At 71.8% G+C, this 26,485-nt stretch carries 16 protein-coding genes; 4 read left to right on the forward strand and 12 right to left on the reverse strand.

The annotated features are described in order from the left end of the window. The 8 genes from ACPXB1_RS27175 to ACPXB1_RS27210 all read right to left on the reverse strand — a co-directional run. Window positions 1-5,129, reverse strand: a 5,129-nt coding sequence (locus ACPXB1_RS27175; protein WP_425735978.1) for an amino acid adenylation domain-containing protein, incomplete at its 3' end; no start/stop codon positions are given. After that, the gene (locus ACPXB1_RS27180; protein WP_425735979.1) at window positions 5,126-10,168 is read right to left on the reverse strand and encodes an amino acid adenylation domain-containing protein; all 5,043 of its coding nucleotides are present in this window, start codon (window positions 10,166-10,168) and stop codon (window positions 5,126-5,128) included. The genes ACPXB1_RS27175 and ACPXB1_RS27180, both read right to left, overlap by 4 nt. 48 nt (window positions 10,169-10,216) lie before the next feature. Then, complete coding sequence (locus ACPXB1_RS27185; protein WP_053655527.1) at window positions 10,217-10,423, reverse strand: MbtH family protein; 207 nt, start codon at window positions 10,421-10,423, stop codon at window positions 10,217-10,219. Between the two features lie 17 nt (window positions 10,424-10,440). Further along, window positions 10,441-11,454 carry a 2,3-diaminopropionate biosynthesis protein SbnB gene (sbnB, locus tag ACPXB1_RS27190; protein WP_355592115.1) on the reverse strand — a complete coding sequence of 338 codons (1,014 nt, stop codon included), beginning with the start codon at window positions 11,452-11,454 and terminating at the stop codon, window positions 10,441-10,443. Continuing rightward, window positions 11,448-12,416, reverse strand: a complete 969-nt coding sequence (sbnA, locus tag ACPXB1_RS27195; protein ID WP_355631385.1) for a 2,3-diaminopropionate biosynthesis protein SbnA — start codon at window positions 12,414-12,416, stop codon at window positions 11,448-11,450. Before sbnA ends, sbnB begins: the two co-directional genes overlap by 7 nt. Before the next feature lie 211 nt (window positions 12,417-12,627). Beyond that, window positions 12,628-13,983, reverse strand: a complete 1,356-nt coding sequence (locus tag ACPXB1_RS27200) for a condensation domain-containing protein (protein ID WP_355592117.1) — start codon at window positions 13,981-13,983, stop codon at window positions 12,628-12,630. Next, entirely contained in the window at window positions 13,980-14,234 is a 255-nt protein-coding gene (locus ACPXB1_RS27205) for an acyl carrier protein (RefSeq protein ID WP_425735980.1), read from the reverse strand. The genes ACPXB1_RS27200 and ACPXB1_RS27205 overlap by 4 nt, the downstream gene beginning before the upstream one ends. 43 nt (window positions 14,235-14,277) lie before the next feature. After that, entirely contained in the window at window positions 14,278-15,234 is a 957-nt protein-coding gene (locus tag ACPXB1_RS27210) for a beta-ketoacyl-ACP synthase III (protein WP_355592121.1), read from the reverse strand. 179 nt (window positions 15,235-15,413) lie between these two features. On the opposite strand from ACPXB1_RS27210, the gene ACPXB1_RS27215 reads away from it, so the two are divergent. Next, window positions 15,414-16,301 (forward strand): SDR family NAD(P)-dependent oxidoreductase, encoded by an 888-nt coding sequence (locus ACPXB1_RS27215; protein WP_355631375.1) that lies wholly within the window; start codon window positions 15,414-15,416, stop codon window positions 16,299-16,301. On the opposite strand, the gene fabG is transcribed toward ACPXB1_RS27215, so the two are convergent. The 4 genes from fabG to ACPXB1_RS27235 form a co-directional block, all read right to left on the reverse strand. Next, on the reverse strand, window positions 16,273-17,019 hold the full coding sequence (gene fabG / locus ACPXB1_RS27220) for a 3-oxoacyl-ACP reductase FabG (RefSeq protein WP_355592125.1): 747 nt from the start codon (window positions 17,017-17,019) through the stop codon (window positions 16,273-16,275). The two genes, ACPXB1_RS27215 and fabG, sit on opposite strands and share 29 nt — an antisense overlap. Beyond that, window positions 17,016-17,480 carry a 3-hydroxyacyl-ACP dehydratase FabZ family protein gene (locus tag ACPXB1_RS27225; RefSeq protein ID WP_355592127.1) on the reverse strand — a complete coding sequence of 155 codons (465 nt, stop codon included), beginning with the start codon at window positions 17,478-17,480 and terminating at the stop codon, window positions 17,016-17,018. Before ACPXB1_RS27225 ends, fabG begins: the two co-directional genes overlap by 4 nt. Continuing rightward, window positions 17,480-17,848 carry a hypothetical protein gene (locus ACPXB1_RS27230; RefSeq protein ID WP_355592129.1) on the reverse strand — a complete coding sequence of 123 codons (369 nt, stop codon included), beginning with the start codon at window positions 17,846-17,848 and terminating at the stop codon, window positions 17,480-17,482. The genes ACPXB1_RS27225 and ACPXB1_RS27230 overlap by 1 nt, the downstream gene beginning before the upstream one ends. Window positions 17,849-17,928: 80 nt before the next feature. Next, on the reverse strand, window positions 17,929-19,749 hold the full coding sequence (locus tag ACPXB1_RS27235) for an AfsR/SARP family transcriptional regulator (RefSeq protein ID WP_355631372.1): 1,821 nt from the start codon (window positions 19,747-19,749) through the stop codon (window positions 17,929-17,931). 280 nt (window positions 19,750-20,029) lie between these two features. On the opposite strand from ACPXB1_RS27235, the gene ACPXB1_RS27240 reads away from it, so the two are divergent. The 3 genes from ACPXB1_RS27240 to ACPXB1_RS27250 all read left to right on the forward strand — a co-directional run bounded on the left by ACPXB1_RS27240 (window position 20,030) and on the right by ACPXB1_RS27250 (window position 26,466). Then, window positions 20,030-23,200, forward strand: coding sequence for a type 2 lanthipeptide synthetase LanM family protein (locus ACPXB1_RS27240; protein WP_355631369.1), 3,171 nt, complete (start codon window positions 20,030-20,032; stop codon window positions 23,198-23,200). Then, window positions 23,197-23,439, forward strand: coding sequence for a hypothetical protein (locus tag ACPXB1_RS27245; RefSeq protein WP_355592135.1), 243 nt, complete (start codon window positions 23,197-23,199; stop codon window positions 23,437-23,439). Before ACPXB1_RS27240 ends, ACPXB1_RS27245 begins: the two co-directional genes overlap by 4 nt. Before the next feature lie 123 nt (window positions 23,440-23,562). Next, on the forward strand, window positions 23,563-26,466 hold the full coding sequence (locus ACPXB1_RS27250) for an AAA family ATPase (protein ID WP_355592137.1): 2,904 nt from the start codon (window positions 23,563-23,565) through the stop codon (window positions 26,464-26,466). Window positions 26,467-26,485 lie beyond the last annotated feature (19 nt).

The raw sequence follows: 26,485 nt of genomic DNA on the forward strand, positions 1-26,485 counted from the left end.
TTCGGCCGACCAGTCGAACCCGACGTGAAAATCACATACGCCAAATCATCCAAATCCACCACACCCGGCAACACCACCGACTCCACCTGCGGCACAGAGTCGACGGTCAGCACCTCGACACCATCGGGGCAGCGATCCACGTGCCCCGGCGACGTCACGAGCACCGACGCGCCCGCATCGGCCAACATGGTCTCGACCCGGCCCACCGGGTACGACGGGTCCACCGGCACGAACGCCGCACCCGCCTTCCAGACACCCAGCAGCGCGGCCACCAGATCGGCACCCCGATCCAGCAACACCCCCACCACCGAACCCCGCGACACACCACGCGAGGCCAACCACGACCCCAACGCCACCGCCCGAGCATCCAACTCGGCGAACGACACACCATTGACGGCCTCGTTCGAGGGCACTCGAGCGACCTGGTCCTCGAACCACCGCAGGACCGACCCCGACACCGGCTCCACCCCGCCGTCGCTGTCGGCCATCGCCACGGACACCTCGGCGGTCGGCAGACACACCACCCGCGCGTCCCCGCCGGAGTCCGCGACCATGGCCTCCAACACCGACCGGTACATCGCGCCCAGGCGGCGCAGGGCGTCGTGGCCGACGTTGCGTTGGCTGGCCTGGAGGGTGAGGAAGCCGAGCCGGCTGAACACGCCGAGCGGGAACTCGGTGGGACTGTCGTCGATGGACTCGGCGTAGTCGATGTCGTCGGTGTCGATCTGGTGGAAGTCGTGGAAGCTGAACCGCACGTCGAGCATGCGGGCGTCCTCGCCGACCTCACGTTGCAGGGTGGACAGCGGGTAGCGCCGGTGCGGCCACATCGCCAGTTCGGCGGCGAAGGTCCGCTGGATCAGCTCCGACCAGGTGGCGGCCGGGCCGTCGTAGCCGACCGGCACCGTGTTGAGGTGCATGCCGTACACCCGGTCGGCACCGGCCGCCTCGGGGCGGATGTTGCAGACCAGCCCTGTGTAGAACCGATCGGCGCCGGTCAGCTGGCTCATCACCTTGAGGTGCGCGGCAAGCATCACCGACTTGAACGGCACACCGAGGCGCCGGGCCAGGTCCCGCAGCGAGGCTTCGAGGTCCTGCACCGGCACCCAGTGCTCGTGCTTGGCGCCCTCCGGCGCGTCGGGGTCACCCCAGCCGGTGGGCAGGTCGTGACGGACCCGTCCGGCCAGCACCCCACGCCAGAACTCCCGGTCCTCGTCGCCGGTGACCGACAGTCGTTCGGCGGCGACGGCGTCGGCGAACCGCACCGACGGGATCGGCTGCGGCGAGAGCGGCTCTCCGGCACGGATCTGGTGGTAGGCGCGGACCAGTTCCATGATCAGCGAGTGGTAGCTCCATCCGTCCAGGATCGGGTGGCACTCGGTGATGGTGAGCCACCAGCTGCCGTCCGGGCAGGTACGGGCGTGCAGCCGCAGCAGCGACGGGCGATCGAGGTCGAACAGTTGGGCCCGCTCGACAGCGATGTGCTCGCGCAGTTCCCGGTCCAGCTCGGCCCGCTCGGTGGTGACCGTGTGGTCGTGCGTGACGGTCAGCTCGGCGGTGGCGTGCACCAACTGCATCGGCACCGAATAGCTGGTCAGGTCGAAGGAGGTACGCAGCACCTCGTGGCGGCGCACAAGCAGCGCCGCGGCGGCGCGCAGCGCCTCCAGGGAGAACTCCCCTTCGCCACGAACCCGGTAGCTGGTCACGTTGTGGTACGGGTTCTGCTCGGTGTCGGACAGCAGCTCGACAAGCATGCCGAGCTGCCCCTGGGTGCACGGGTAGGCGTCCACCACGCCGGCGGGCAGCACGGCCCGGTCCGCCTCGCCGACCAGCTCGAACGGGGCGACGGTCGGCTCCGGCTCGGTGGCGGGCCGCGCGGTGAGCAGTTCGGCCAGCTCGGCGACGGTACGCCGCTCGAAGATGTCCCGGACCTCCACGTCGAAGTGCGCCGCCCGCAGTGCGCCGGCCAGCGCCACGGCGCGGATGGAGTCACCGCCGAGGTCGAAGAAGCCGTCCTGTACGCCCACCCGGTCCAGCCCGAGCGTGGCGGTCCAGACATCGGCGAGCTGCTGCTCCACAGTGGTGCGCGGGGCCACGTACGGCCTGTCGACGGCGACCACCGACCGACCCGGGGCGGGCAGCGCGGCCTGGTCGAGCTTGCCGTTGACGGTGAGCGGGATCCGGGGCAGCGGCATGAACGCCGCCGGGACCATGTAGTCCGGCAGCGTCCGACCCAGCGCCGCGCGCAGCTGCGAGGGGCGCAGCAGCGTCGACGTGTCATCGGCCACCAGGTACGCGGTGAGCCGCTGGTCGCCCGGGGTGTCCTCGCGCAGCACCACCACCGCGTCCCGGACGCCGGGCAGGACGGTAAGGGCCGCCTCGATCTCACCCAACTCCACCCGGTAACCACGGATCTTGACCTGGTGGTCGATGCGTCCGACGAACTCCAACCCTCCGTCGGCGTGCCGTCGGGCGAGGTCGCCGCTGCGGTAGAGCCGCGAACCGGCAGGCCCCCACGGGTCCGGCACGAACCGCTGCGCGGTCAGGTCGGCGCGACCCAGGTAGCCGCGGGCGACACCTGGGCCGCCCACGTGGATCTCGCCGGGCACGCCGATCGGCACCGGCCGACCGTCGGCGTCGAGCAGGTGGACCGTGAGGTCCGACAGGGGTACGCCGATCCGGCTGGCGGTGCCGCCCACCTCGGCGGCGACGACCCGGTGGTACGTGGTGTGCACTGTGGTCTCGGTGATCCCGTACATGTTGATCAGTTGCGGCGTGTCCACGCCACGGCTTGCCACCCACGGCGCCAGCTCTGTGAAGTCCAGTTTCTCGCCGCCGAAGGTCACCACCCGCAGGGCGAGCTGGTCCACCCTGGGGTCGCCCTCGGCCGCCAGCCCTACCAGCGCGCGGAACGCCGTGGGCGTCTGGCAGAGCACCGTGACCCGCTGCGCGATCAGCTCGTCGAGCAGCTCCTGCGGGGATCGGGCCAGCGCCCGGGGCACCACAAGGAGGCGACCGCCGTGCAGCAGGCAACCCCAGATCTCCCAGACCGAGAAGTCGAAGGCGTACGAGTGCAGCAGCGTCCACACGTCGTCGGCGCCGAACCGGTAGTCGCCGGCGGTGACGGTCAGCAGCCGCAGCACCTGCCGGTGGGCCACCGCCACGCCCTTGGGCCGGCCGGTGGAGCCCGAGGTGTAGATGACGTAACAGAGGTTGTCCACGTCCATCGGCACGGCCGGGTCGGTGGCCGGCTGGGCGGACAGTTCCGTGGCGAATTCCGGGGCGTCCAACAGCACGACGGTTCCGTCGAAGTCGGCGAACCGGTCACTGTAGGCGGTGGTGGTAAGCACGATCGCCGCGCCGGCATCGTTGATCATGAAATCGAGGCGTTCGTCAGGCGAGGCCGGGTCGAGGGGCAGGTACGCCGCACCGGACTTGAGCACGCCGAGCAGGGCCGGCACCAGTTCGGGGCCGTGGTCGAGGTGGACCCCGACCAGCCGCTCCGGGCCGGCGCCGTGGCCGCGCAGCCAGTGGGCGAGCCGGTTGGCGTCGGCGTTCAGCTCGGCGTACCCACTGGTGGTGCCGCCGACCGTCAGCGCCGCCGTGTCGGGGTGGGTGGCAGCGACCGCCTCGAAGACGCCGTGCACGGTGCCGGTGACCGGGTCGGCGGTGACCGGCCCCTGAGTCACAACGGCCAGCTCGGCGGGGCCGAGGATGGCCAGGTCGGAGAGTCGGGCCGTCGGGTCGGCCGCCACCTGCTCCAGGAGCCGCACCAGGTGGTCGGCGGCACGCTCGACGGTGGCCGTGTCGAACAGGGCTGTGGCGTACTCGATCCGGCCGCGCAGTCCGCCGTCGGCGCCCTCCATCATGTGCAGGGTCAGGTCCACCTTGGACGTGCGCAGGGGCAGCTCGACAGATTCCACGCTGAGGTCGCCGGGCCAGTCGATGGCGGGCGGCTCGGACTGGAGGGTGAACGCGACCTGGTAGAGCGGCGTCCGGGAGAGATCACGCTCCGGTTCCAGCTCGTCGGCGAGCAGGGCGAACGGGGCGTCGGTGTTGTCGAACGCGCCCAGCACCGTGTTGCGGGTCTGCTCCAGCAGGGCGGCGAACGACGGGTCACCACTCCAGCGGGCGCGCAGCACCAGGTTGTCGATGCCGTACCCGACCAGGTTGTGCAGCTCCACGCGGCTACGCGCGGACGACACGGTGCCCACGGCGAGGTCGGTCCGGCCGGTGTAGCGCGACAGCAGCACCTGGTAGGCGCTGAGCAGGGTGACGAAGACAGTGGTGCCGGCGTCGCGGGCGACCCCGCGCAGCGCGGCGGAGAGTTCGGCGGTCAGTGTGAACGGCACCGACGAGCCGCGCCAGTCCCGGTTCTTCGGCCGGGTCCGGTCGGCCGGCAGCTCCACAGGCGTCAGCCCGGCCAGTTGGTCGCGCCAGTAGTCGAGCGACCGGGCCACCGCGTCGGCGCGCAGTCGGCCGCGCTGCCAGGCGGCGAAGTCGGCGAACTGGACGGCGGGCACCGGCAACCAGGGCTCGACGCCGGCCCGGAGGGCGGCGTACAGCTCGGCCAGCTCACCGGTGAGCACCGCGAGGGACGGCGCGTCGCAGGCGATGTGGTGCAGCACCAGGGCGAGGACGTGCTCGTCGGTGTCCAGCCGGACCAGCACGGCCCGCACAGGCCAGTCCTCGGCCAGGTCGAACCCGGTGAGCGCGGCGTCGGCGAGCAACGCGTCGAGCGCTGCCTCCCGCTCGGTGCGCGGTCGGTCGGTCAGGTCCACCACCGGCAGGTCGCGGCTCGTCGGAGTGTCGATCACCTGGATCGGAGCGGTGCCGGCGAGGGCGTAGCGGGTGCGAAGAATCTCGTGCCGGGCGACCAGGGCGTCGAGGGCGCGGCCCAGCACGTCGGCATCCAACTGCCCGCGCAGTCGCAGCGCGCAGGAGACCAGGAACTCGGCGCTCGTGGGGTCCATCCGGTTGAGGAACCACATCTGCTGCTGGCCGTACGACAGCGGCAGCTCCCCCGACCGGTCGACGGTCGGGATCCGGTCCCGGCGGCCGGTACGACGGCCGGCCAGGCGACGCTGGACGAGTTCTTCACGCAGGTTCGGCTCGTTGGCGATGCTGGTCATGCCGGGTACTCCTCGGATCGCGAAAGGTCGTGGGTGAGATCGGCTGCGTCCAGCGCGTCGACCTCAGCTCGGATCAGGTCTTCGATGGCGAGCGCCTGGGCGCGCACCGTGGGGTGCTCGAACACCAGCCGGATCGGCAGGTCGAGGTCGAACTCCTCCTGCAACCCGGCGATCAGCCGGGCGGCCAGCACCGAGTGGCCGCCCAGGAGGAAGAAGTCCGTGGTCGCGCCGATCCGCCCGTCGAGCAGTTCCGCCCAGATCGCGGCGACCCGCTTCTCGACAACGCTCTGCGGTGCGACGAACTCGGTGGGGTCGGCGGTGCCGTCGGCGAGCGCCGCGTCGAGCCTGCCGCGCAGGGCGTCCCGGTCCACCTTGCCGTTGGCGTTGAGCGGGATCCGCTCCACCGGCACGAACAGGCCCGGCACCATGAACTCGGGCAACTGCCGGGCGCAGTACGCGGCCAGGTCGGTGGCCTCGCCGATGTAGAAGGCGACCAGGCGGTCCTGGTGGGCGAGGACCACGCAGTCGCGTACCCGCGGATGTTCGGCGACGACGGCGCTGATCTCGTCGGGTTCGATCCGGTAGCCGCGGACCTTCACCTGGTCGTCGACGCGACCGACGAAGGCCATCGTGCCGTCGGGCCGCCAGTGGCCCCGGTCGCCGCTGCGGTAGAGGCGGGTGCCCGGCGGGCCGTAGGGGTCGGGCACGAAGCGTTCGGCGGTCAGCTCTGGCCGCCCGAGATAGCCGGTGGCCAGGCATGCGCCACCGATGTACAGCTCGCCGACGGCGCCGACCGGCAGCAGCCGCATCTCGTCGTCCAGGATCCGCACGACTGTGTTCGCCATCGGGCGGCCGATCGACACGATCTCGCTGGTCTGCGGCTCCACCACCGGGTACGCCGACATGATCACTGTGGTTTCGGTAGGGCCGTAGGAGTTGATCAGGCCGCCCGGACCGAGCAGTTCGAGCCACTGGTTGGCCACCGACCGGCGCAGCACCCCACCGGCCACCCAGAGCTGACCGGCCAGCCGCTGCGCCTGCGCGGCGTCCACCTGCGTGGCCAGCAGCTCCAGGTGCGGGGGCGTCATGATGAAGCGGTCGTACGGCCCGGCGGCCAGCAACAGAGCGCCGAGCTGGGTGAGGTCAAACTCCTGCGGCAGCAGGGTCACCGGCTGCCCGGCCACCAGCGGGCCCCAGAGGTTGGAGATCGACAGGTCGAAGGCGATCGTGGAGAAGAGCGGCGCACCACCGCCGGCCGGGCGGCCTCCCCGGTCGCCGAGCGCCTCGGTCTCGGTGGCGCAGGCCAGGAAGTTCGTGACCGCCGCGTGGGAGAGCAGCACCCCCTTGGGGCGGCCTGTCGATCCGGAGGTGAACAGCACGTACGCCGTCTGGGCCGGGTCGAGGTCGCGGGCCGGCGCGGTGTGCGGTTCGGAACTGACCATCAGCCGGTGGGTGTCCACCTGGAGGGTGGGCACTGCGAACCGGTCGGCGAACCGCGATTCGGTGACGGCGAGGCCCACGCCTGCGGTGTCGAGCAGGTAGTCGATCCGCTCGGCCGGATACGAGGGGTCCAACGGAAGGCAGGCGGCACCCGCCTTCCAGCAGCCGAGGATCGCGGCCACCAGGTCGGGTCCCCGACCCAGCAGTACGGCGACGGTCGCCCCCGGCGCGACGTTGGAGCGGCGCAGGTGGTTGGCGAAGCGGTTGGCCCTGTCGTCCAACTCGGCGTAGCTGGTGCACGCCTCGCCGTGGCGCAACGCCACCGCCTGCGGTGCCACCGCGCGACGCGCCTCGAACCTGTCGACAACAGTGGTGGCCGGACGGGGCACCGTCGGCCCGTTCCACAGGTGCAGCAACTGGTGCCGTTCCTCGGCCGAGAACGGGTCGAGCCCGTCCAGGCGGGCGTCCGGCTCGGCGGCGGCAGCGCCCAGCAGCCGGACGAAGTGGTCGGCGAACCGTCGCACTGTGGCTTCGTCGAACAGCGTCGTGGCGTACTCCACGGCTCCGGCGAGCGAGCCGTCCGGCTGCGGCCACAGGTGCACTGTCAGGTCGGTCTTGGCCACCGTGGACGCCTGCCGCAGCGCGTCGATCGTGAGCGGGTCGTCGGCCATCCGGCCGGTGATCCCGCCCTCCTGGTAGTTCAGCGCCACCTGGTAGAGCGGGGTACGGGAGAGGTCCCGCTCACCGACCAGGTCGTTTACCACCCGGTCGAAAGGCAGGTCCTGGTGGACCAGCGCCGCGACGGTCCGGTTGCGGACCGCCCGTACGGCCTGAGTGAAGCCGGACGCCGGGTCCAGAGTGCAGCGCAGCACCACCGGATTGAGGAAGATCCCGGCGATCTGGTCCAGCTCGGCGGGCCGGTGCCCCGATGTGGGCGTGCCGATCGGCATGTCCCACTGCCCTGTGTAGCGGGCGAGAACCGTGGCGAAGCCGGTGAGCAGTGTCATGAACGGGCTGGCCGCGCAGCGCCGACCCACATCGGTCAGAGCGCCGGCGACGTCCGCCCCGACGGTGAAGCCGAGCATGCTGCCCTGCGCGTCCCGCCGGGCCGGGCGCGGACGGTCAAGCGGCAGCTCCAGCTGCGGCACCCCGGCCAGCGCCTCCCGCCAGTACGCCAACTCACGCCCGACGACCTCGTCGGTGAGGTGCCGCTGCTGCCAGACCGCGTAGTCGGCGTACTGCACCGGCAGCTCCGGCAGGTCCGCCGGTCGTCCCTGCGCGGCGGCGGCGCACAACTCCCGCAGGTCCCGTTCGAGGACGTCGGCGGTACCGGCGTCGGACGCGATGTGGTGCACGGCCAGCACCAGCAGGTGATCGCGGCCTGTGGCGACGGCGAGTCCGGCCCGCCACAGCGGACCGGTGTGCAGGTCGAAGCCTCGGCCGAGCTGTTCGGTGATCAGTTCGGCCAGCCCGCCGTGGCTGACGTCGCGCACCTCCAGGTCGACGGTCTCCGGCGCCACGACCTGCTGGCGGGCCACGCCGTCGACCACCAGATAGCGGGTACGCAGCGGCTCGTGCCGTGTCTCCAACGCGTGCAGGGCCGCCCGGACGTGGTCGGGGCGGGTGGTGGCGGGCAGCCGTACGTGCACGGGAACGACCCATTCCTTGCTGCCCGGGTCGAGCTGGTCGAGCATCCACAGCCGGTGCTGGGCGGCGGACAGTGGCAGGGGCCTGTCGCGCCCCACCGGCAGCACCGGCGAGGCGGCCTGGGTGGCCGAGGTGGCCGAGGTGGCCGGGGTGGCCGGGGTGGCCGGGGTGGCCGCCTCCAGCAGCCGTGCCTGCGCGGCCACCGTGGTGTGGGTGAGCAGGTCGCGCAGCGTCACCGTGCCGCCGGCGCCGCTGAGCTGGCTCTCCAGCGCCAGCGTCACGAGCGAGGAGCCGCCGAGCTGGTAGAAGTCGTCGTCGACGCCGATCTCGTCGACGCCGAGCAGGTCCCGCCAGATGGCCGCGACGGTCCGTTCGGCTGCCGTTCGCGGAAGCCGTAGCGCCGGCCGGTCGAGAGTGTCGATCGCCGGCAGGGCGGACCGGTCGATCTTGCCGCTGGCGGTGAGCGGGAACTCCGCCACCGGCTGGAACACGGCAGGCACCAGCGCCTCGGGCAGCCGGCCGACGCAGAACGCGCGCAGGGCCGCCGGGTCGAGTGACCGTCGACCGGCGACGTACGCGGCGAGCTGCCGGCGACCGGCCGGGTCGGTGTGCCCCACCACCACCGCCGCCTGGATGTCCGGGTGGGCGGCGAGCACCGCCTCCACCTCGGCCGGTTCGATCCGTACGCCGTTGACCTTGAGCTGGTGATCGACCCGACCGACGAACTCAAGGCTCCGGTCAGCACGCCACCGGACCTGGTCACCGGTGCGGTAGAGGCGGGCGCCGGGTGGCCCGTACTCGTCGGGCACGAACCGTTCGGCGGTCAGGTCCGGCCGGTGCAGATAGCCCCGGCCCAGGTTGGCCCCACCGATGTAGAGCTCGCCGACCACACCCACCGGCACCGGCCGCCGGTCGACGCCGAGCACCTGGACGCGTACGCCGGGAAGTGGCCGGCCGATCGGCACCGGCCCGGCCGGCTGCGCCGTGTCCACCGGGTGCGCTGTCACGTCGATGGCGCACTCGGTGGGGCCGTACGTGTTCCACACCCGCACGTCGGGCGTGACGGTCAGCCGCCGGCACAGGTCTGCGTGCAACGGTTCCCCGGCCGAGAAGACCAGCCGCAGACTCGTGCAGTCCGCCCAGCCGGGCTGGTCGACAAGCCGGGCGAACACCGACGGCACTCCCTGAAGGACGGTGATCCGGTGCCGGATGACGGCCGCGACCAGGGCGGCCGGGTCCCGGTGCGCCCCGTCCGGTGCGAGCACCACAGTGCCGCCGCTGGCCAGCGGGGCGAAGAACTCCCAGCCCGCCGCGTCGAAACTGACCGATGTCTTCTGGAGCACCCGGTCGCCGGGGCCCAGGTCGTGCTCCCGGATCGTCCACGTCACCCGGTTGCCGATGCCACGGTGGGTGATCAGCACGCCCTTGGGATGGCCTGTCGACCCGGAGGTGTAGATGGCGTACGCCACCGAGTCCGGGTCGGGTGACGGCACCGCGGCGGTGTCCGGGCAGGCCGCGATAGCCGCCCGGTCGGTGTCCAGGCACACCACCCGGTCCGGCGTCGCCTCGTCGCGCAGCGCGTCGCGGGTGAGCAGCACCTCGGCCCCGCTGTCGGCGAGGAGACGCCGCCGCCGCTCGGCGGGGTGGGTCGGGTCCAGCGGCAGGTACGCGGCACCGGCACGCCACACACCCAGCAGCGCGACCACGAGGTCGACGCCGCGGTCCAGGTTGACAGCGACAAGCGATTCCGGGCCGACGCCCAGCTCGGCCAGGTACCGACCGAGCTGGTTGGCCCGCCGGTCCAGTCCGGCGTAGTCAAGTCGCTCGGTGTCGCCGCTCACCGCGATGGCGGTGGGGGTCAGTACGGCCTGCCGGGCGATCAGCTCGGACAGGGTGCCCGCCCCCTGGAAGGTGGCTGCGACTGCGGGCGCCGCAGGCGGAACGATACTCATGGTGCTCCTCCGGGGGACCGGGCGCGGACGTGGGATCGGATCAGTTGGTCAGGCCGTGGCCTGGGACTCCATGCGCTGACGCAGGCTCAGCGGCCGCATGTCGGTCCAGATCTCGCCGATCCGGGCCAGGCATTCGTCGCGGGTGCCCTCGGTGCCCTCGGCACGCCAGCCGGCGGGCAGGTCCCGGTCGGTCCACCAGACCGAGTACTGCTCCTCGTCGTTGAGCACCACGCGGTAGCTGCGGTTGTCGGTCATTGCCACTCCTTCGGGAATCAGGCGGACGCCACGGCGGCGTCCACCACGGGTAGGAAGTCGTCGACGCGTACGCCCAGGCCCCGCCGTTCGGCGGTGGCGCGGACGTGCTCGGCGAGCGCGAGGTCCAGCACGCCGAGGCCGAACGGGGACACCACCACCGGTACGTCGTCCACGGGCAGCCGCGTCTGGCCGCCGGCCAGCGCGCCGATGGTGGCGTGGATGAAGTCCCGGCCGCCGGTGAGCTGCTCGGCCAACTGCAACGAGGTGCCCTCGCGGCAGGCGTGGTCGGCGTCGTCGACCACGTTGCGCGCGGCCAGCAGACCCTCGGGAAGCAGGTCGCGCAGGGACAGGTGCAGCACTACCGCGCCGGGCTGGCAGGCGGCCAGGTCGAGGTGGGGTTCGGTGGCGGTGGTGGCGATCGAGGTCAGCCGGTGCGCGGCCAACGCCTCCTCGGCGGTCCCGGCCAGTGTCGTCGGCGTACCCGGCAGCAGCGTCCGGGCTGTCTCGGCGAAGGCCTCGGCCCGGCGCGGGTCGGTGTCGAACAGCGTCAGCGCCGGCGGCGGGGCGACGGTGCCCGCCACGAACCGCAGCACCTGCTGGTTGATCAGGCCGCAGCCGATCAGGGCCAGGCCGTCCGGGCGGCGGTGCGCGGTGAGCAGGCCGGCGGCGAGCGCAGCGCTCGCCGCGGTACGCCGGGCCGAGATGACCGACCCCTCGATCAGCGCCACCGGGTGGCCGGTACGCATCGAGTTCAGCAGGATGGCCGCGCTGGCCCGCTCCAGCCCGGAGGCCAGGTTGCCGGGGAACGAGGAGATCCACTTGATGCCGCTCACCGGTGAATCGGCGCCGAGGTAGGCGGGCAGGCCGATGATGCGGTCGCGGGGTCGCTGGGGGAAGCGCAGGAAAACCGAGTGCGGCAGGCTCGTGCGGCCCTGCTCGTGCAACAGGTACGCGTTCCGGACCAGATCCACCGCCCGGGCGTCGTCGCCGTCGAGGATGTCCCGCACCACAGCCCTACCGATGATCAGCACGTAGCGTCCTTCCACAGGTGGGTGATCTCCCCGAAGTGCCCGGACACCCATTGATCGGAATAGATCGTGTCGAGGTAGCGATCGCCGTTGTCGGGCAGAATCAGCACCGCGGTGGCGCCCGCGGGGATGTCGGCCATCCGTCGGCGCAGCGCGGACACCGTGGCGCCGGAGGACCCGCCGGCGAGGATGGCCTCCCGGTGCAGCAGCAACCGGCAGCCGACCACGCAGTCCAGGTCGGAGACGTGCATGATCTCGTCCGGGGTGGCGTCGACGGCCAGCGGCGGCACTACCGAGGCGCCGTGCCCGGGGATCAGCCGGGTCGCCGGCTCGTCGCCGAAGATGGCGCTGCCCACCGCGTCCACCGCCACCACGCGCGTGGAGAGCCCGTGGTCGCGCAGGTAGCCGACGCAGCCGACGAGCGTCCCGCAGGTGCCGGTGGAGCAGAACAGATAGTCGATCTGACCGTCGAGCGCTGTCACTATCTCAGCCATCGTCTGCCGCTGCGCGGCGGCGTTGAGCGGATTGGCGTACTGGTCCGGGCGGTAGGCGTGCGGGAGCTGCTCGCACAGCTCGCGGACGCGACGCTGTCGGGCCGGCAGGTACTCGCCGCTGACCGGGTCGGGGTGCTCGACCATCTCGATCTCCGCGTGGTACGCGGTAAGGATCGCGAGGTTCTGCCGGGTGGTCTTCGGGTCGACAACGCAGATGAACCGGATCGCGTAGTACGCACAGAACTGGGCCAGGCCGATGGCCAGGTTGCCCGAGCTGGACTCGACGACCACCGATCGGCCGGGCACCAGCTCCCCGGATTCGACCTTGGCGCGCAGCATGCTCAGCGCGGTGCGGTCCTTGATGCTGCCGCCGGGATTGAAGCGTTCGAGCTTGACGAACAACCGGGAGGGGAACTCCGGAAACAACCGGACCAGCTGTACCAGCGGTGTGTTCCCGACCGTCGAGAGGATGCCCTCGCGCACCGTTCCTCCCTCCACAAGTGACCTACCAATGCCAGGGACGTTGTCAATCAGCGCTATACCGCCCCTATACCTGTGCGTCGGGCGGCCATATCGGGCCTGGATCCGGCCGGCGACGGGGGTCGCGCCAGCCGGATCCGGCCCGTGCGGCGGGAGTGCCGGCCCTGCGGCACGGGGGAACCGCGGGCCACGCCGCACCGGTCTATCGGGTGCCGAGCGCCAGCAGTTCGCGCAGTTCGGCCTGGTCGACCATCGGTGCCAGGGACACCACCGTCTCCGGCGCCGTGCAGGCCACCCGCAGCATCTGGAGGAAGTGCCCTGCCAGCCGCTGCACTGTCGCCTCGTCGAACAGGTCGGTGTCGTAGCCGAACTCCGCCTGGAGCCGGCCGTCCTGGTACTGGGTGAGGGTCGCCGACAGGTCGAACTGCCCCTCGTCGTACGGGATGTCCAGCAGCCGGATCTGGTGCCCGGCGAACGCGTGCCGCCGGGTGGTGTAGTTGTCGCCGTGCTGGTGGGCCAGCAGGGTGACGGTCACCCGCACCGGCGGGTCCTGGTTCCGCCGGCCCGACCGCAGCAGCGGGAACGGGTAGGCGGCATGGGCCACGGCGTCGGTCAACTGTCGGCCCGCCGCGCTGATCGCCGTCGCGAACGTGGTGTCCGCGTCGAACGACCCCCGCAGCGCGATCGTGTTGATCAACATGCCGACCACCCCCCGCAGCGCCCGTCCCCGCCGCAGCGAGGCCGGACAACCGACGGTGAGCTCCCCCAGGCCGGTGTAGCGGTACATGGTCGCCTGGAACGCGGCGAGCACTACGGCGTACGGCGTCACCCCTGCCGCCGCCGCGGTCTCCCGCAGCCGGCCGGCGAGGTCGTCCGTGAGGTCCTGACTGAACGCGCCGCCCCGGAACGAGCGCACGGGCGGACGGGGCCGATCGGTCGGCAGGGTGGCCGCAGTGGTGCCGTCGCAGACCTGATCCCAGTAGGCGCGCAACCGCTCGCCCCGCTCGCCGGACAGGGCCGCCCGCTCCCGGTCCAGGAAGTCGTCGTAGCTACCGGAGACCGGCGGCAACTCCACCGGCCGACCGGCCTGCAACGCCCCGTACGCGGCGTCCAACTCCTGCCAGACGATCCGCTGCGAGTGGAAGTCGGTGGCGATGTGATGGATCACCACCACCAGCACGCAGTCGGTGCGCCGCCGCAGCAACGCCACACGCATCGGACCGTCCTGTGCCAGCCGTAGCGGCTGGTCGCCGAACTCCTGGCAGCGGCGCAGCAGCCCGTCGTCGTCCAGGTCGGCAACATCGTGGATCTCGACCTCGCACCCGAGGTCGGGATCGACGACCCGCACCGGTCCCTGCTCCGTCTGCACGAATCGGGACCGGAGCATGTCGTGCCGTGCTCGCACCGCCGCCAACGCCCCGCGTACCAGGTCGGGGTCGAGCACCGGTTCGACGTGCAGCCCGTGGACCACGTTGCTGGCCGGGCTGTCCGGGGCCAGCCGGTGGACAAGCCACAGCGCCCGCTGTCCAACCGACAGCTCCCGGACGTCCTCGGTCACCCCGAAGACCTGGCGGAGAGCACGAAGTCGCTGAGGTCCTGGACCTTTGTGAAGCTGCCGACCAGCTCGTCCGGCACCTCGATGTCGAAGTGGGTCTCCACGGCGGCGAGCAGGTCGACGAGCTTGAGGCTGTCCAGCCCGAGGTCGACGAACGTGTCGCTGGCGTTGATCTCCCGGTCGACGTCGTCGGTCATCAGCTTGCGGGTGAGCGACACGACGTCGAGGGACACCTGGTTCACGGTCATCGTCATGGTGCTTGTCCTTTCGTAGGAAGGGGATCTTGATCGAAGTGGGTCAGGGCATCCGGATGATCTGACCGGCGTAGGCGAGTCCCGCCCCGAAGCCGAGGAGCATCACGCGGTCGCCGGGGCTGGTCCGGCCGCTCTCGTGCAGCCGGCTGAGCGCCAGCGGCACCGACGCGGCAGAGGTGTTGCCGGTGTCGACGATGTCCTTGGCGACCTTCTCGTCAGGGATCTGGAGGATCTCGGCCAACTGGTCGACGATGCGGAGGTTCGCCTGGTGCGGCACGAACCAGTCGATGTCCGACAGCTCGATGCCGGCGAAGGCGCACACCTTGCGGGCCACCCTCGGCACGTTCTTCGTCGACCAGCGGTAGACCAGCGGGCCGTCCATCTTGGCGAACTCGCGGCCGTTGGCGTCCCACTTGGTGCCGAGGATGTCGGCCCGCGAGCCGTCGCTGCCCCACACGGTCGGGCTGATCCCGTCGACCTCCGACGGGGAGACCACAGCGGCACCCGCACCGTCACCGAAGATGACGTACGTCGCCGGGTCCTCCGGGTCGATGAAGCGGCTCAGCTGTTCCGCGCCGACGACGAGCACGTTGCGGGCGCTGCCCACCCGGATCTCGTTCGCCGCGAGCCCGATCGAGTACGCGAAGCCGGCGCAGGCGGCGTTCAGGTCGAACGCGCCGGTGGTGGTGATGCCGATCCGGCTGGCCACCTCGGGTGCCCCGCCCGGGATGCGGTCCTTCTTCGTCGCCGAGGCGAGGATGACAAGGTCCACGTCGGCGGGGTCCACGTTCGCCATCGCCAACGCCTTGCCGCCGGCCTCGGCGGCCATCATCGTCACGGATTCCTCCGGCCCGGACCGGTAGCGCGACCGGATGCCGGTCCGCTCCTCGATCCACTCCGGAGTCACGCCTGCCTCTCCGGCGATCTCCTCGTTGGTGATCAGTCTGCTCGGCCGGTACGCCCCGAGCCCGGTGATTGCCGCACCTGTCATCTGTGCCATCGCCTCCTCCGCACCACGCCTGCTCGGCGTCCTGGTGACACCGTCCGGAGGCAGTGTTGGGCGGGGCTCTCATAACTTCTCTACATCGCGCCCGGTATGGAAAAGAGATAGCCCGGCCCCGGACCGTACGGCGGATGTGTGTCGCCGCAGGCTGGCACGCCGATTCCGAGGGAGCACGCATGGAGGAGTTCCGAGGCAGGGTCGCGGTCGTCACGGGTGCCGGTTCGGGCATCGGCCGGGCGCTGGCGGTCGAGCTGGCCGCGCAGGGCGCCCGGCTGGCCCTCTCCGACGCGGCGGAGGCGGGTCTCGCTCAGACCGCGGCGAGCTGCGCCGCGGTAGGGGCCGAGGTCCGTACCTACCGGCTCGACGTCACCGACAGGCAGGCGGTGCAGGCCCACGCCAAGGAGGTGCGCGCCGACTTCGGCGGCGCCGACCTGGTCATCAACAACGCCGGGGTGACCCTGCTCGCCTCGATCACCGAGGCCAGCTGGGACGACATGCGGTGGGTGCTGGACGTCGACTTCTGGGGCGTCGTCAACGGCACCCAGGCGTTCCTGCCGCTGCTCGTCACCTCGAAGGGCCACCTGGTGAACATCTCCAGCATGTACGGGTTGACCGCGGCGCCGGCGCAGAGCGCGTACAACGCGGCCAAGTTCGCCGTCCGCGGTTTCACCGAGGCGGTGTTGCAGGAGATGCGGGTCGGCGACGTGCCGGTGCGGGTCAGCTGCGTCTATCCGGGCAAGGTGCGTACCGACATCTTCAGCAACGCGCGGGCGGCGAAGGGGCTCGGCTACGGCGGGGTCCGGGAGCGCTACGCCCGGGAGGCGACGACCTCTGCCGAGCAGGCCGCACGACTCATCCTGCGCGGCGTCCGGCGCAACCGGGTGAAGATCGTCGTCGGGTCGGACGCCCGCCGGGCCGACCTGCTCACCCGGCTGCTCGGCACCGTCTACGCCCGCTTCACCGCGCGCCGGGTCCGGACGCAGGCGAGCCAGGTCCGCCTGGAGGCCATGCGGACCCGGCTCGCGGCACAGCGAGTCAGAACGTCAGACCACCGTCAACCGTGACGACCTGACCGGTCAGGTAGGAGGCCCGCTCCGAGAGCAGGAACGTCACCACCGGGGCGACCTCCTCCGCCTGGCCGAGCCGGCCGAGCGCGGCCCGCTGCTGGACGCCAACGGCCAGGCCGGCTGGCAGGTCGTTGAGCATGTCGGTCTCGATGAAGCCCGGCGCCACGGCGTTGACCCGGATTCCGTACGGGCCGACCTCCTTCGCCAGCGCCTTCGTGAAGCCGATGATGCCGGCCTTCGACGCCGAATAGTTGGTCTGGCCCGGGCTACCGGTGATGCCCGCCACCGAGGAGACGGTGACGATGCTGCCACCCCGTCGCCGCATCATCCGGCGGATCGCCGCCCGGCACACGTTGTAGACACCTCCGAGGTTGACGTCGATAACCGACCGCCAGTCCTCGTCGGCCATCATCGCCACCGGCCGGTCGCGGATGATCCCGGCGACGGTCACCAGGGCCGCGAGCTCGCCGAAGTCCCGCTCCACCTCGGTGACGAACTCGCGTACCTGCGCGGAATCGGCGACGTCCACCTGCCGGGCCAGCACCCGGGCACCGGTCTCCAGCACCTCCGCTGCCACCTTCTCGGCGGCCTCCCGGTTGCTCTGATAGCAGAAGGCCACGTCGTACCCGTCTGCGGCGAGCTGCCGGACCACGGCCCGGCCGATCCCTCGGGATCCTCCACTGACCAGGGCGACCGGTCGTCGGTTCTCACTCATGTCTGCTCCTTGACGTCGGAGACCCCGGCCAGGACGGCGGGGCGAAGCGCAGCCGCCGGGCGCACCGCGCCAACCAGGCGACCGACCTGCATGACCACCTCGGTGCCGACCACGCTCTCGCCCCGGACGAAACCGGTGTCGGCGATCAACCGGATCAGCTCGACGCGGTGCTCGACCGTCTCGCCCGGCAGCACCGGCCGGCCGAACCGGATCCCCTCGAAGGCGCCCGCGATGGGCACCCCGTCGGTCAGCACGTCGGGCATCGGCCGGTCGTGCCTGATCAGCACCAGCGCGGCCTGACCCCACGACTCGAGCAGCAGCACGGCTGGCAGCGGCCGGGTCCCGGTCACCGTGTAGCTGCCGACCAGCCGACGCCGGGGCACGATTTCGCTGACCCGGTCGACAAGGAGCATCGGCGGTCGGTGTGGGATGAGCCGTCGAATGTCGTCGCTGTCGAGCATCACGGGGTTCCTTCCTGATAGCGCAACACCACCTCGGCGGCCGGTACGCCGGACACGGCGACCGTGCCCCGACGTATCCCGCCGTCGCAGCGGATGGTGATGACCAGCTCGTCGTCGAGGTCGATCGTTCGGAGGAACCGGCAGGACACCAGCTCGGCGAGGATCTCCGTCGGCATCGCCGCGAGGACGGCGCGGTGCACGTACTCGACGATGTAGACACCGGGCAGCAGGGGGAATCCGGGATAGTGCCCGGCGAAGACCGGGTCGTCCCGGTCGGGCCGGACTCGACCGACGATCTCGTCCCCGCTTGCGTGGTCGAGGTCGATCCGCGCAGTGGTCGCGCACTCGGGCGGAATCAGGATGGTCACCCACCGACCGTGCCGGTACCGGCTATATCTTCTCCATACGCCGGGAGTTCTGCGGAGCCGCCGGGGTTCCGCAGGCGCGGCTATGCCGACAGTGCCGATCGGGCGGTGACCATGCGGTGGTCCGACGGGTCGGCCTTCTCCCGCGCGAAGACCCGCACCAGATCGTGGAAGCGGTGTCGTTGCCGCCGCCCGCCGTCCGAGCCCGCGATCTCCAGCAGCCGGGCGTCGACAAGGCTCTCGGCCACCTCCTCCCCCACCCGGGGCGTCACGCCGAGCACCCGGGCGGCGGCTCCGATCGGGAAGTCGACAGTGTTCAGCAGGGCCAGCCGGCGCAACGCGACCTGGCTCTCGGCCTCCAACTCCTGATAGCTGCCCTCGATGCGGGCCCGCACGTCGAGCGTCCCCAGCCGCAGTTCGTTGAGGCGGAACCGCTCGTCGGCCAGCCGCTGCGCGAGGTACCGCAGGGACCAGTGCGGTCGGGCGATGAGCCGCGCCGCGGCCACCCGGATGCCGATCGACAGCCGCCCGCACAGTTGCACGATCCGGTGTGCGGCGCCGGGCTCGGCGGCCACCCGTGACGAGCCGACGATCGTGGCGAACAGCTCCAGCGCCTGCGCCGGGTCGAGGATGCCCACCTCGACGCGGGTAACGCCGGGAAGCTCGGAGAGGCGACCACGACAGGTAAGGATCACCCGGCAGGACGGGTCACCGGGCAGCAGCGGGCGGACCTGCGGATAGCTGGCGGAGTTGTCGAGCACCACCAGGACCCGGCGGCCGGCCAGCTGGCTGCGGTAGAGGCACTCGCGTTCGTCGAGGCGCTTCGGAATGGCCTCCTCGGCGTTGCCGAGGCTCCGCAGGAACCAGCCCAGCACGTCACCAGGGTCGATGGCGTTGCCCCGGGTGCCGCCGAGGTCGGCGTAGAGCTGCCCGTCCGGGAAGTCGTCACGGCACAGGTGCGCGGCCCGCAGTGCCAGCGACGACTTTCCGACGCCTGCCATTCCGGTCAACAGCGTCCGCTGTGGAGCGGGTGGCGACGTCTCGGCGAGCAGCACTGCCAGCTGGCGCAGTTCCTGTTGCCGGCCGCAGAAGTCGTGCGCTCCGGGCGGCAGCATCGCCGGCCGGACGTCGCGCCAGCCCGGTCCGGCTCGCGGTGCGACAGCGACGTCGGGCATCCCGGGGCGTGCCAGCACCATCTGGTACGCCTCGGCCAGCGCCGGCCCCGGATCGGCACCCAACTCGTCGGCGAGGACCCGTCTGCCCTCGTGGTAGACGGCAAGCGCGTCGGCCTGGCGGTCACACCGCAGCAGCGTGGTGATCAAGTGACTGCGCAGCTGCTCGTGCAGCGGCTGTGCGGCGACCAGGTCGCTCAGCTCCACCACCAGATCGGCCTGCCGGCCCAGCATCAGGTCGGCAGTGATGCGATCCTCCAGAACCGCCATGCGCCCCTCGGTCATCCGGGGCGACTCCGCCTCGACGAGGTAGTCGGTGACGTTGGCGAGCGTCGTTCCGCTCCACAGCGCCAGCGCCTCGTGCAGGTCCCGCGCGGCCTCCTCGTGCCGGCCGGAGCGCAGTGCGTCCCGTCCCAGCCCGCCCAGCCGCTCGAACTCGTCGATGTCGAGTCGGCTGTCCCCGGTCCGCAGCAGGTACCCGGACCACTGCCGGACGATCTCCACCTCGTCGCCGAGATATTTCCGCAGCCGGGAGACGTAGTTGTAGAGCTGAGCGGCGAACGTCGCAGGCGGGTTCTCGTCCCACAGCAGCTGACAGAGCCGGGTGTCGGAGACGATCCGTCCTCGGGCGAGCAGGAGGACGGCCAGGACCGTGCGCTGTTTGGCGCCGTCCAGCGCGACCTCGACGCCGTTGCGCCAGGCGCTCACTGGTCCCAGTACGCGAAACTCCATAGTCGCTCCGATCGGGTCAGCCCATCGAATAGTCGGAGGGTCGACCACCGTCGTGTGTCGACGCATCTGTGCCGGGCACCCAAGTTCCGTGGTCCACACCTGCGCCTATGTCGCCACGCCACCGACACCGGCGCCCGTTCCAGCCCTCTGAAAGGCCGTCACGGACTGTCATGCGGGTTGCATCGGAGAGTGCACGGACTGCCGCGACCAGCCGGGCCGACATGAATTTGGGTGGATCCCACGCATGAGTTGTCGGCCGCCACTTGGCACCCTCAATTCGATGAACACCACGGACGCCGACGGCCCACCCAGCCTCGCTCCGGCCGAGTCGCCCCGACTCCACCGGAGCTGGTGGGCGCGCGGTCTGGCGCTGCACGAGCGGGTGACCGCCGGCGGCGGCACCGAACCGGTCGACGCCGGGCGGCTCGGGCACGCGCGACAGCGGCTGGACCTGTGGCGGGCCGACCGTGGCCCGGAGCTGGACATCCGGCTGGGCGAGCTGGGCGTCGACGAGGACCTGTTGCTCACGTACCTCGCCGAGGAGGACGGTCAACTCGCCGCGCGGGTCGACCCGCCGCCCTGGGCGGTCCTTATCGAAGCCGCGGTACGTGCCGCCGCGCGGCCTCCGTCGGTGCCGGTCGCCGCTGACTGGAGAGCGGCGTTCGCCCTGCCGCTGCGTCCGTTGGTCGACCAGGCACGGACCCGCTTCCGCCGGGACGCCGTCCCGGTGACCGACGCCCACGTCGACCTGGGTGGGCTGGATGCCGCGTTGGCGGCCACACTGGAACGGCAGCTGGCCGCGCTGGCCGCCCGTACCTTCGTCGAGGAGCTGCACCGTCGCCGGACCGCAGGCCTCCTCCATGGCGCCGACAGTCGCGCCCGATTCGTCGACTTCGTTCGCCAGCTCGGCACCCCGGCGGGGCTGGCCGCGCTGTTCACCGACCTTCCGGTCCTGGCCCGGCTGCTCGGGCAGGCCACCGCGCACGCCACCGACGCGATGCTGGAACTACTCGCCCGGTACACCGCCGACCGGGACCGCCTGGTCGAGGACCTCCTGGGCGGCACCGACCCCGGCCCACTTGTGGCCGTCGACGACAGGCGGGGTGACTCGCACCGGTCCGGCCGGACCACCACCGTGATCCGGTTCGCCGACGGCAGGCGGTTGGTCTACAAGCCTCGGGACCTCACCCACGACGATCGACTGGCGGCCTTCGTCGGCTGGATGAACCGGATGGTGCCCGCCGTCGCCATGCGGACAGCCGCCAGTCTGGTCCGCCCGGAGTACGGCTGGACCGAGTTCGTGATCGCGGCACCGCTTGCCGACCCGGACGGCGCGGACCGCTTCTATCGACGGCACGGCGCGCTGCTGGCGCTCGCCCACGCGCTCAACACCACCGATCTGCACTACGAAAACGTGATCGCCAGCGGCGAGGACCCGGTGGCCATCGACGTCGAGACGTTGTTCAGCCCCAGCTGGCGGCCCGCGACCCCGAGCGGCGATCCAGCCGCCGACCTGCTCTCCGCCTCGGTGCACCGCACGGCGTTGCTGCCGCTGATCGTCGTCGGTGAGCAGGGCATCATGGACCTGTCCGGCGCCGGCGGCGACGAGGGCAGGCAGAGCCCGGTCAGTCGCATCGACTGGGCTGACCCGGGCACCGACCGGATGCGCCTGGTACGCCGCGCGGCCACCTTCGACGGCGCCTCGAACCGGCCCCGGCTCGGCGACCGGGTGATCGATCCGGAGGACCACGAGGCTGCCATGCTGGAAGGTTTCCGGCTCGGCTACGAAGCGATCGAGGCACATCGCGGGGACTTCACCCAGCTGGTCGAGGCGTCGTCGGCAATGACGGTGCGACTCGTCGTACGGCCCACCTGGGCCTATCGGACGCTGCTCGACGAGGCCACCCACCCGAGCCTGCTGCGCGACGGTCTGGACCGGGACCGTTTCCTCGGGCAGCTCTGCGGCCGGACCACACTGCCCGGCGACCCGGTGTTCGCGCGCCACGAGATCGTCGCGTTGTGGCGCGGTGACGTGCCGTACTTCCACGCCCGGGCCGACGCTTCCATCCTGGCCGCCGACGGCGAGCCGACCGCGGTGCCGCTGCACCGCAGCGGCGTCGGCGCGGCACTGGACCGGATCGCCGGGCTCGGCGAGGCCGACCGGCAGGACCAGGAGTGGGTCATCATGGCCAGCCTGGCCACCCGCCGACCGGCTGGCACGCATGGCGACGCGGCGCCGATGCCCGGGCCGTCGCACGGCACGGCCGCCCCACCCGAACGGCTGGTCTCGGCAGCCTGTGCGATCGCCGACCAGCTCGTCGCCCGTGGCGCACCGGGTCGGGACCGGGTGAACTGGCTCGGCCTGGAGCTTGTCGACAACCGGCAGTGGCTGCTGCTGCCGATGGGCGCCGGCCTGGCCAACGGGTACCTCGGCGTGGCGCTCTTCCTCGGCCAGCTCGCCCAGGTCAGCGGTGTCGCCCGATACGGTGACGTGGCCCGTCGGGCGGTCGCCGCGACGCCGGGGCTGCTGCGCCTGCTCTCGGACCGCCCGGAGTTGGTCACCGCGATCGGCTGTGGTGGGCTGCACGGCCTCGGCGGAGTGGCCTACGGGCTGGCTCGGCTGGCAGTGCTGCTCGACGACGCGGAGATCGGCCGGTGGGTCGACACGGCGGTGGAACTCGCCGAGGTCGCGGTCGCCGGCTCCACCACCGACGACTGGGCCATCGGCCGGGCCGGCTGTCTGGCCGCGATGACCTCGATCCACGCCGAGCTGGGTAACGACCGGGCGGCGGCGCTGGCCCGGACCTGCGCCGACCAGTTGGCCGCCGCGTCCGCACTCGATCACCCCGCCAGTGCGGCAGGCTTCGCCGACGGGACGGCCGGCATCGCGTACGCCCTGCACCGGTTCGTCGACGTCGGCGGCGGTTCGCCGCAGCACGCGGACGCCGCACGGAAGGCCCTGCGGCACGCCCAGCAGGCCCCGACCGACTCGTCCGGCTGGTGTGCCGGTGTCTCCGGCCTGGCTCTCGCCCTCGCCGGCCGGCACGACGCCGACGCGAGCCCGGAGGCGCCAGCCGACCTCGTCCGGCGGCTGGCCGAACGGCCGCTGTCCCGCGACCTGAGCCTCTGCCACGGCGAGTCCGGCGTCGTCGAGGCGCTGACGGTGCTGGCCGCAGGGCCGGCCGGCGCTGCGGCTGCCACCGCGCAACGGCAGCGGACGACCCTGATCCTCAACTCCCTTCAATGGCAGAATCGCTACTGCGGCACACCCGACGGCGTGCTCACACCGGGGCTGCTGACCGGGCTCGCCGGCATCGGCTACGGACTGCTGCGCTCCGCCCTGACCACGCGGATACCGTCCGCGTTGCTCCTGGAACCCACCCCGCAGCCAACCGGTCCCGGCTGGCTGTCGCTCACCAATCCCTTCATCCCGAGGAGAGAAGAACGATGATGTCGCACCAGCCCACCACCGACCTCGCCGACACCGACCACGCCGAGGCGTCGCACCCCGCCGGTGAGCCGCACGTAAGCCCGGTTGTCGCCTTCGGCCTGCGTACGGCGGCCCTCGCCGGCCTGGCCGTCCCGGTGGGGCTCCTGATCGGACACCTGGTCGCCGGCGATGCCGGCGCCTCCGCGGACTCCGCCGTCCCGCTCGCGCTCACCACCTGCTGCCCCACGTTCCCCGTGTGACCCAGGGCGGAAACCGCCCGGTCAGCGCGGCGATCGGTCCGGTCGGACGATAATCTCGCCGGGCCCGGTGCGCCTGCTGGTGGACCCTGGTTATCGATGAAGTGCCTCGCTATCGTTGCCGCCGTGCAACGATCCCGCGTCCTGGTAGGCCGAGATTCGGAATTCGGTGTGCTGAGCGGAATGATCGAGGCTGCCCGCGTCGGTCACGGAGGCGCGGTCTTCATCGTCGGAGAGGCCGGCGTCGGCAAGTCGCGGCTCGCCGCCGCGGCCGCCGAGGCCGCCTACACCGCCGAGATGAGCCTGCTGCGGGGGCGGGCCAGCGCACTCGGTGCCGGGGTACCACTGCGGCCGCTCACCGAGGCGGTGCTCTCCCTGCTGCGTTCGGCCACCGTGGACGTCACGGCGCTCGGCCCGTACGGTCCGATCCTCGGCCGGTTGGTGCCCGACTGGGGCACTCCCCTCGGCGATCAGGAGACCGGCTCAGTGGTGATCCTGGCCGAGGCGGTGCTCCGGCTGACCGGTCTCGCCGGTCAGGAGCGCGGGTGCCTGATGGTCCTGGACGATCTCCAGGACGCCGACGCCGAGACGCTCATGGTTGTCGAATACCTGATCGACAACCTCGACCAGCAGCCCACGCTGCTGGTCGGGGTCATCCGGGCCGACGACTCCCCCGCGCTGGAGGTCGCCCGGGCGGCGGCCCGCCGTGGCCGGTGCACGGTTATCGAGTTGGACGGGCTCCGGCCCGAGGACCTGCGGGCCATGGCCGGGGCGTGCCTGGGCGTGGCGGCAGACGAGCTGCCCACGGCTGCGGCCGAATTGCTCTGGGGAGGCAGTGGCGGCAACCCTTTCCTCATCGAGGAGATCCTCGCGGCGATGGTGGAGAACGGGTTGCTCCGGCACGGCCCCCAGGGGTGGCTTGTCGCTCCGCAGGCGCCCGCCACCCTGCCCGCCGCGTTCGCCAGGAGCATGGCGCACCGGATCGAGAAACTCAGCCCGCCGGCCCGGGAGCTGCTTTCCTGCGGCGCCCTGATCGGGCAACGCTTCTCGGTGGCGGTGGTGCAGACGGCGACCGGGCTCAGCGACCGTGACCTGCTCAACCACCTGCACGGCGACATCGTGGCCCAACTTGTGGCGCCGGACGACCAGTTGACCGACTGGTACACCTTCCGGCACCGGGTCACCCACGAGTCGCTGCTCGCCCTTGTCGAGCCGGCCGACCGGCGGCGGTTGGCCCACACCGTCGCCGAGGCCGTCGCGAAGGTCCACCCGGAGTTGCCAGGTGAGTGGTGTCAGATCTCCGCCACCCTGCGCGTCGAGACCGGCGACACCCTGCTTGCCGGTCGGCTCTTCGCCGAAGCCGGCCGCAGAGCCCTCGCGCAGGGAGCCGCCACCTCGGCCGTCGCCCTCCTCGACCGGGCCTGGGAACTCCAGGCCGACGGGTCGGCCGAGGCCCGCGCCGACACCCTGGAGACGCTCCTGCAGGCCCTCGGCGAGGCCGGCCTGGTCCGGCGGGCACTGGAGCTGGTCAACAGTCCGGACCAGGTAGCCGGTCTCCCCGCCCGACGGCAGGCCAGGCTGCACACCCGGCTGGCCTGGACCGCGGTGGTGGCCGGGGAGCTCACCGACGCGCTGGCCCAGGTGGAGATCGCCCGTGAACTGCTCGGCCCGGACCCCGCGGCCGAGGACGAAGCTCCTATCGACATCGTCGCCGCACACCTGGCCCTGGACACGCCGGGGCGGGACCAGTTGGAGGTCGCCGAGGCCCTGGCCCGCAGGGCCGCCACGGTCGGCGCCGCGGTGCCGCTGCCGGTGGTGGCCTGCCAGGCCTGGCAGTTGCTCGGGGCGCTCGTCCGGCACCGCGACCCGGCCGAGGCCACCCGCTGCCTGGAGCAGGCCCGGTCCATCGCCGCCGAGCACGGCCTTCCGATCTGGGAGGTCCACGCGCTGATCCGGCTCGGCAACGACGACGCGTTGCTGCACGGCGAGCTGGACCGGCTGGAACAGGCCCGGGAGCGGGCGCTGCGGGTCGGTGCGGTGACCGCCCGTCAGCAGGCCGAGGCGAGCATCGCGCTGCACCTGATCATGCGCGGCGACTACCCGGCCGCACAGGACCTGATCGACCAGGTCCGCACCGCGACGACCCGCCTGAAGTTGATGGAGACCACGCAGTACGTGCTTCTGCTCAGTGCGGTGCTCGCCGCCCATCAGGGCCGGCGGGTCCAGATGCAGGAGGCGCTCGCCGACTTCCGGCACTGGGGCGGTGACGAGAGCCTGCACGCGCAGCGGGTCCACGGGCTGGCCGGCACGTTCTGCGCGCTGCTGGAGGAGGACCGCCCCAGGGCGCTGGAGGAGTTGTCCCTGGCGGTACGGGCGGAGGAGACCAACCCGACCGTGTTCCACCTCGGTGGGCGGCTCGGCCTCCAACTGCTGTTGCGGGCGATGGCCGGCGAGGTCAGCTTCGCGGCGTACGACGCGATCGTCGGCACACCGGCGAGCCAATTGCGATGGGACCGGCAGTTCGCGCTCTTCGCCCGGGCGGTCCTGCTCGGCCGCGCAGGTCAGCACGACGCCGCGACCGCCGCGGTGGCCGAGGCGATGGAGGTCGGCGCGCTGTACGCGATGGGGCGGCACCTCGCCCTGCGGCTGGTCGCCGAGGCGGCGCTCGCCGATGGCTGGGGCACGCCCGTGGAGTGGCTGCGCGCCGCCGAGGACTACTTCCACCAGGCGAACGTCGCACCGGTCGCCGGGGCGTGCCGCACGCTGCTGCGCCAGGCGGGCGCGCGGATCGCCCAACGTCGGCGCGGCGCCGGGGAGATCCCACCTGAGCTGCGGGCAGCGGGCGTGACGGTACGCGAGTGGGAGGTGCTGCGGATGCTCACCGGCCGGCTGAGCAACCGCGAGATCGCCGAGCGGTTGCACCTGTCACCACGCACTGTGGAGCGGCACGTCTCCAGCCTCATCACCAAAACGGGGCAGCCGAACCGGATCGCGTTGAGCGATATCGCTACCGACTTCGACGCGGGCTGACGCCGTTGTGGGGTGGCCC

The organism is Micromonospora sp. DT68 (genome assembly GCF_049847245.1).
Taxonomy (GTDB): Bacteria; Actinomycetota; Actinomycetes; order Mycobacteriales; family Micromonosporaceae; genus Micromonospora; species Micromonospora profundi.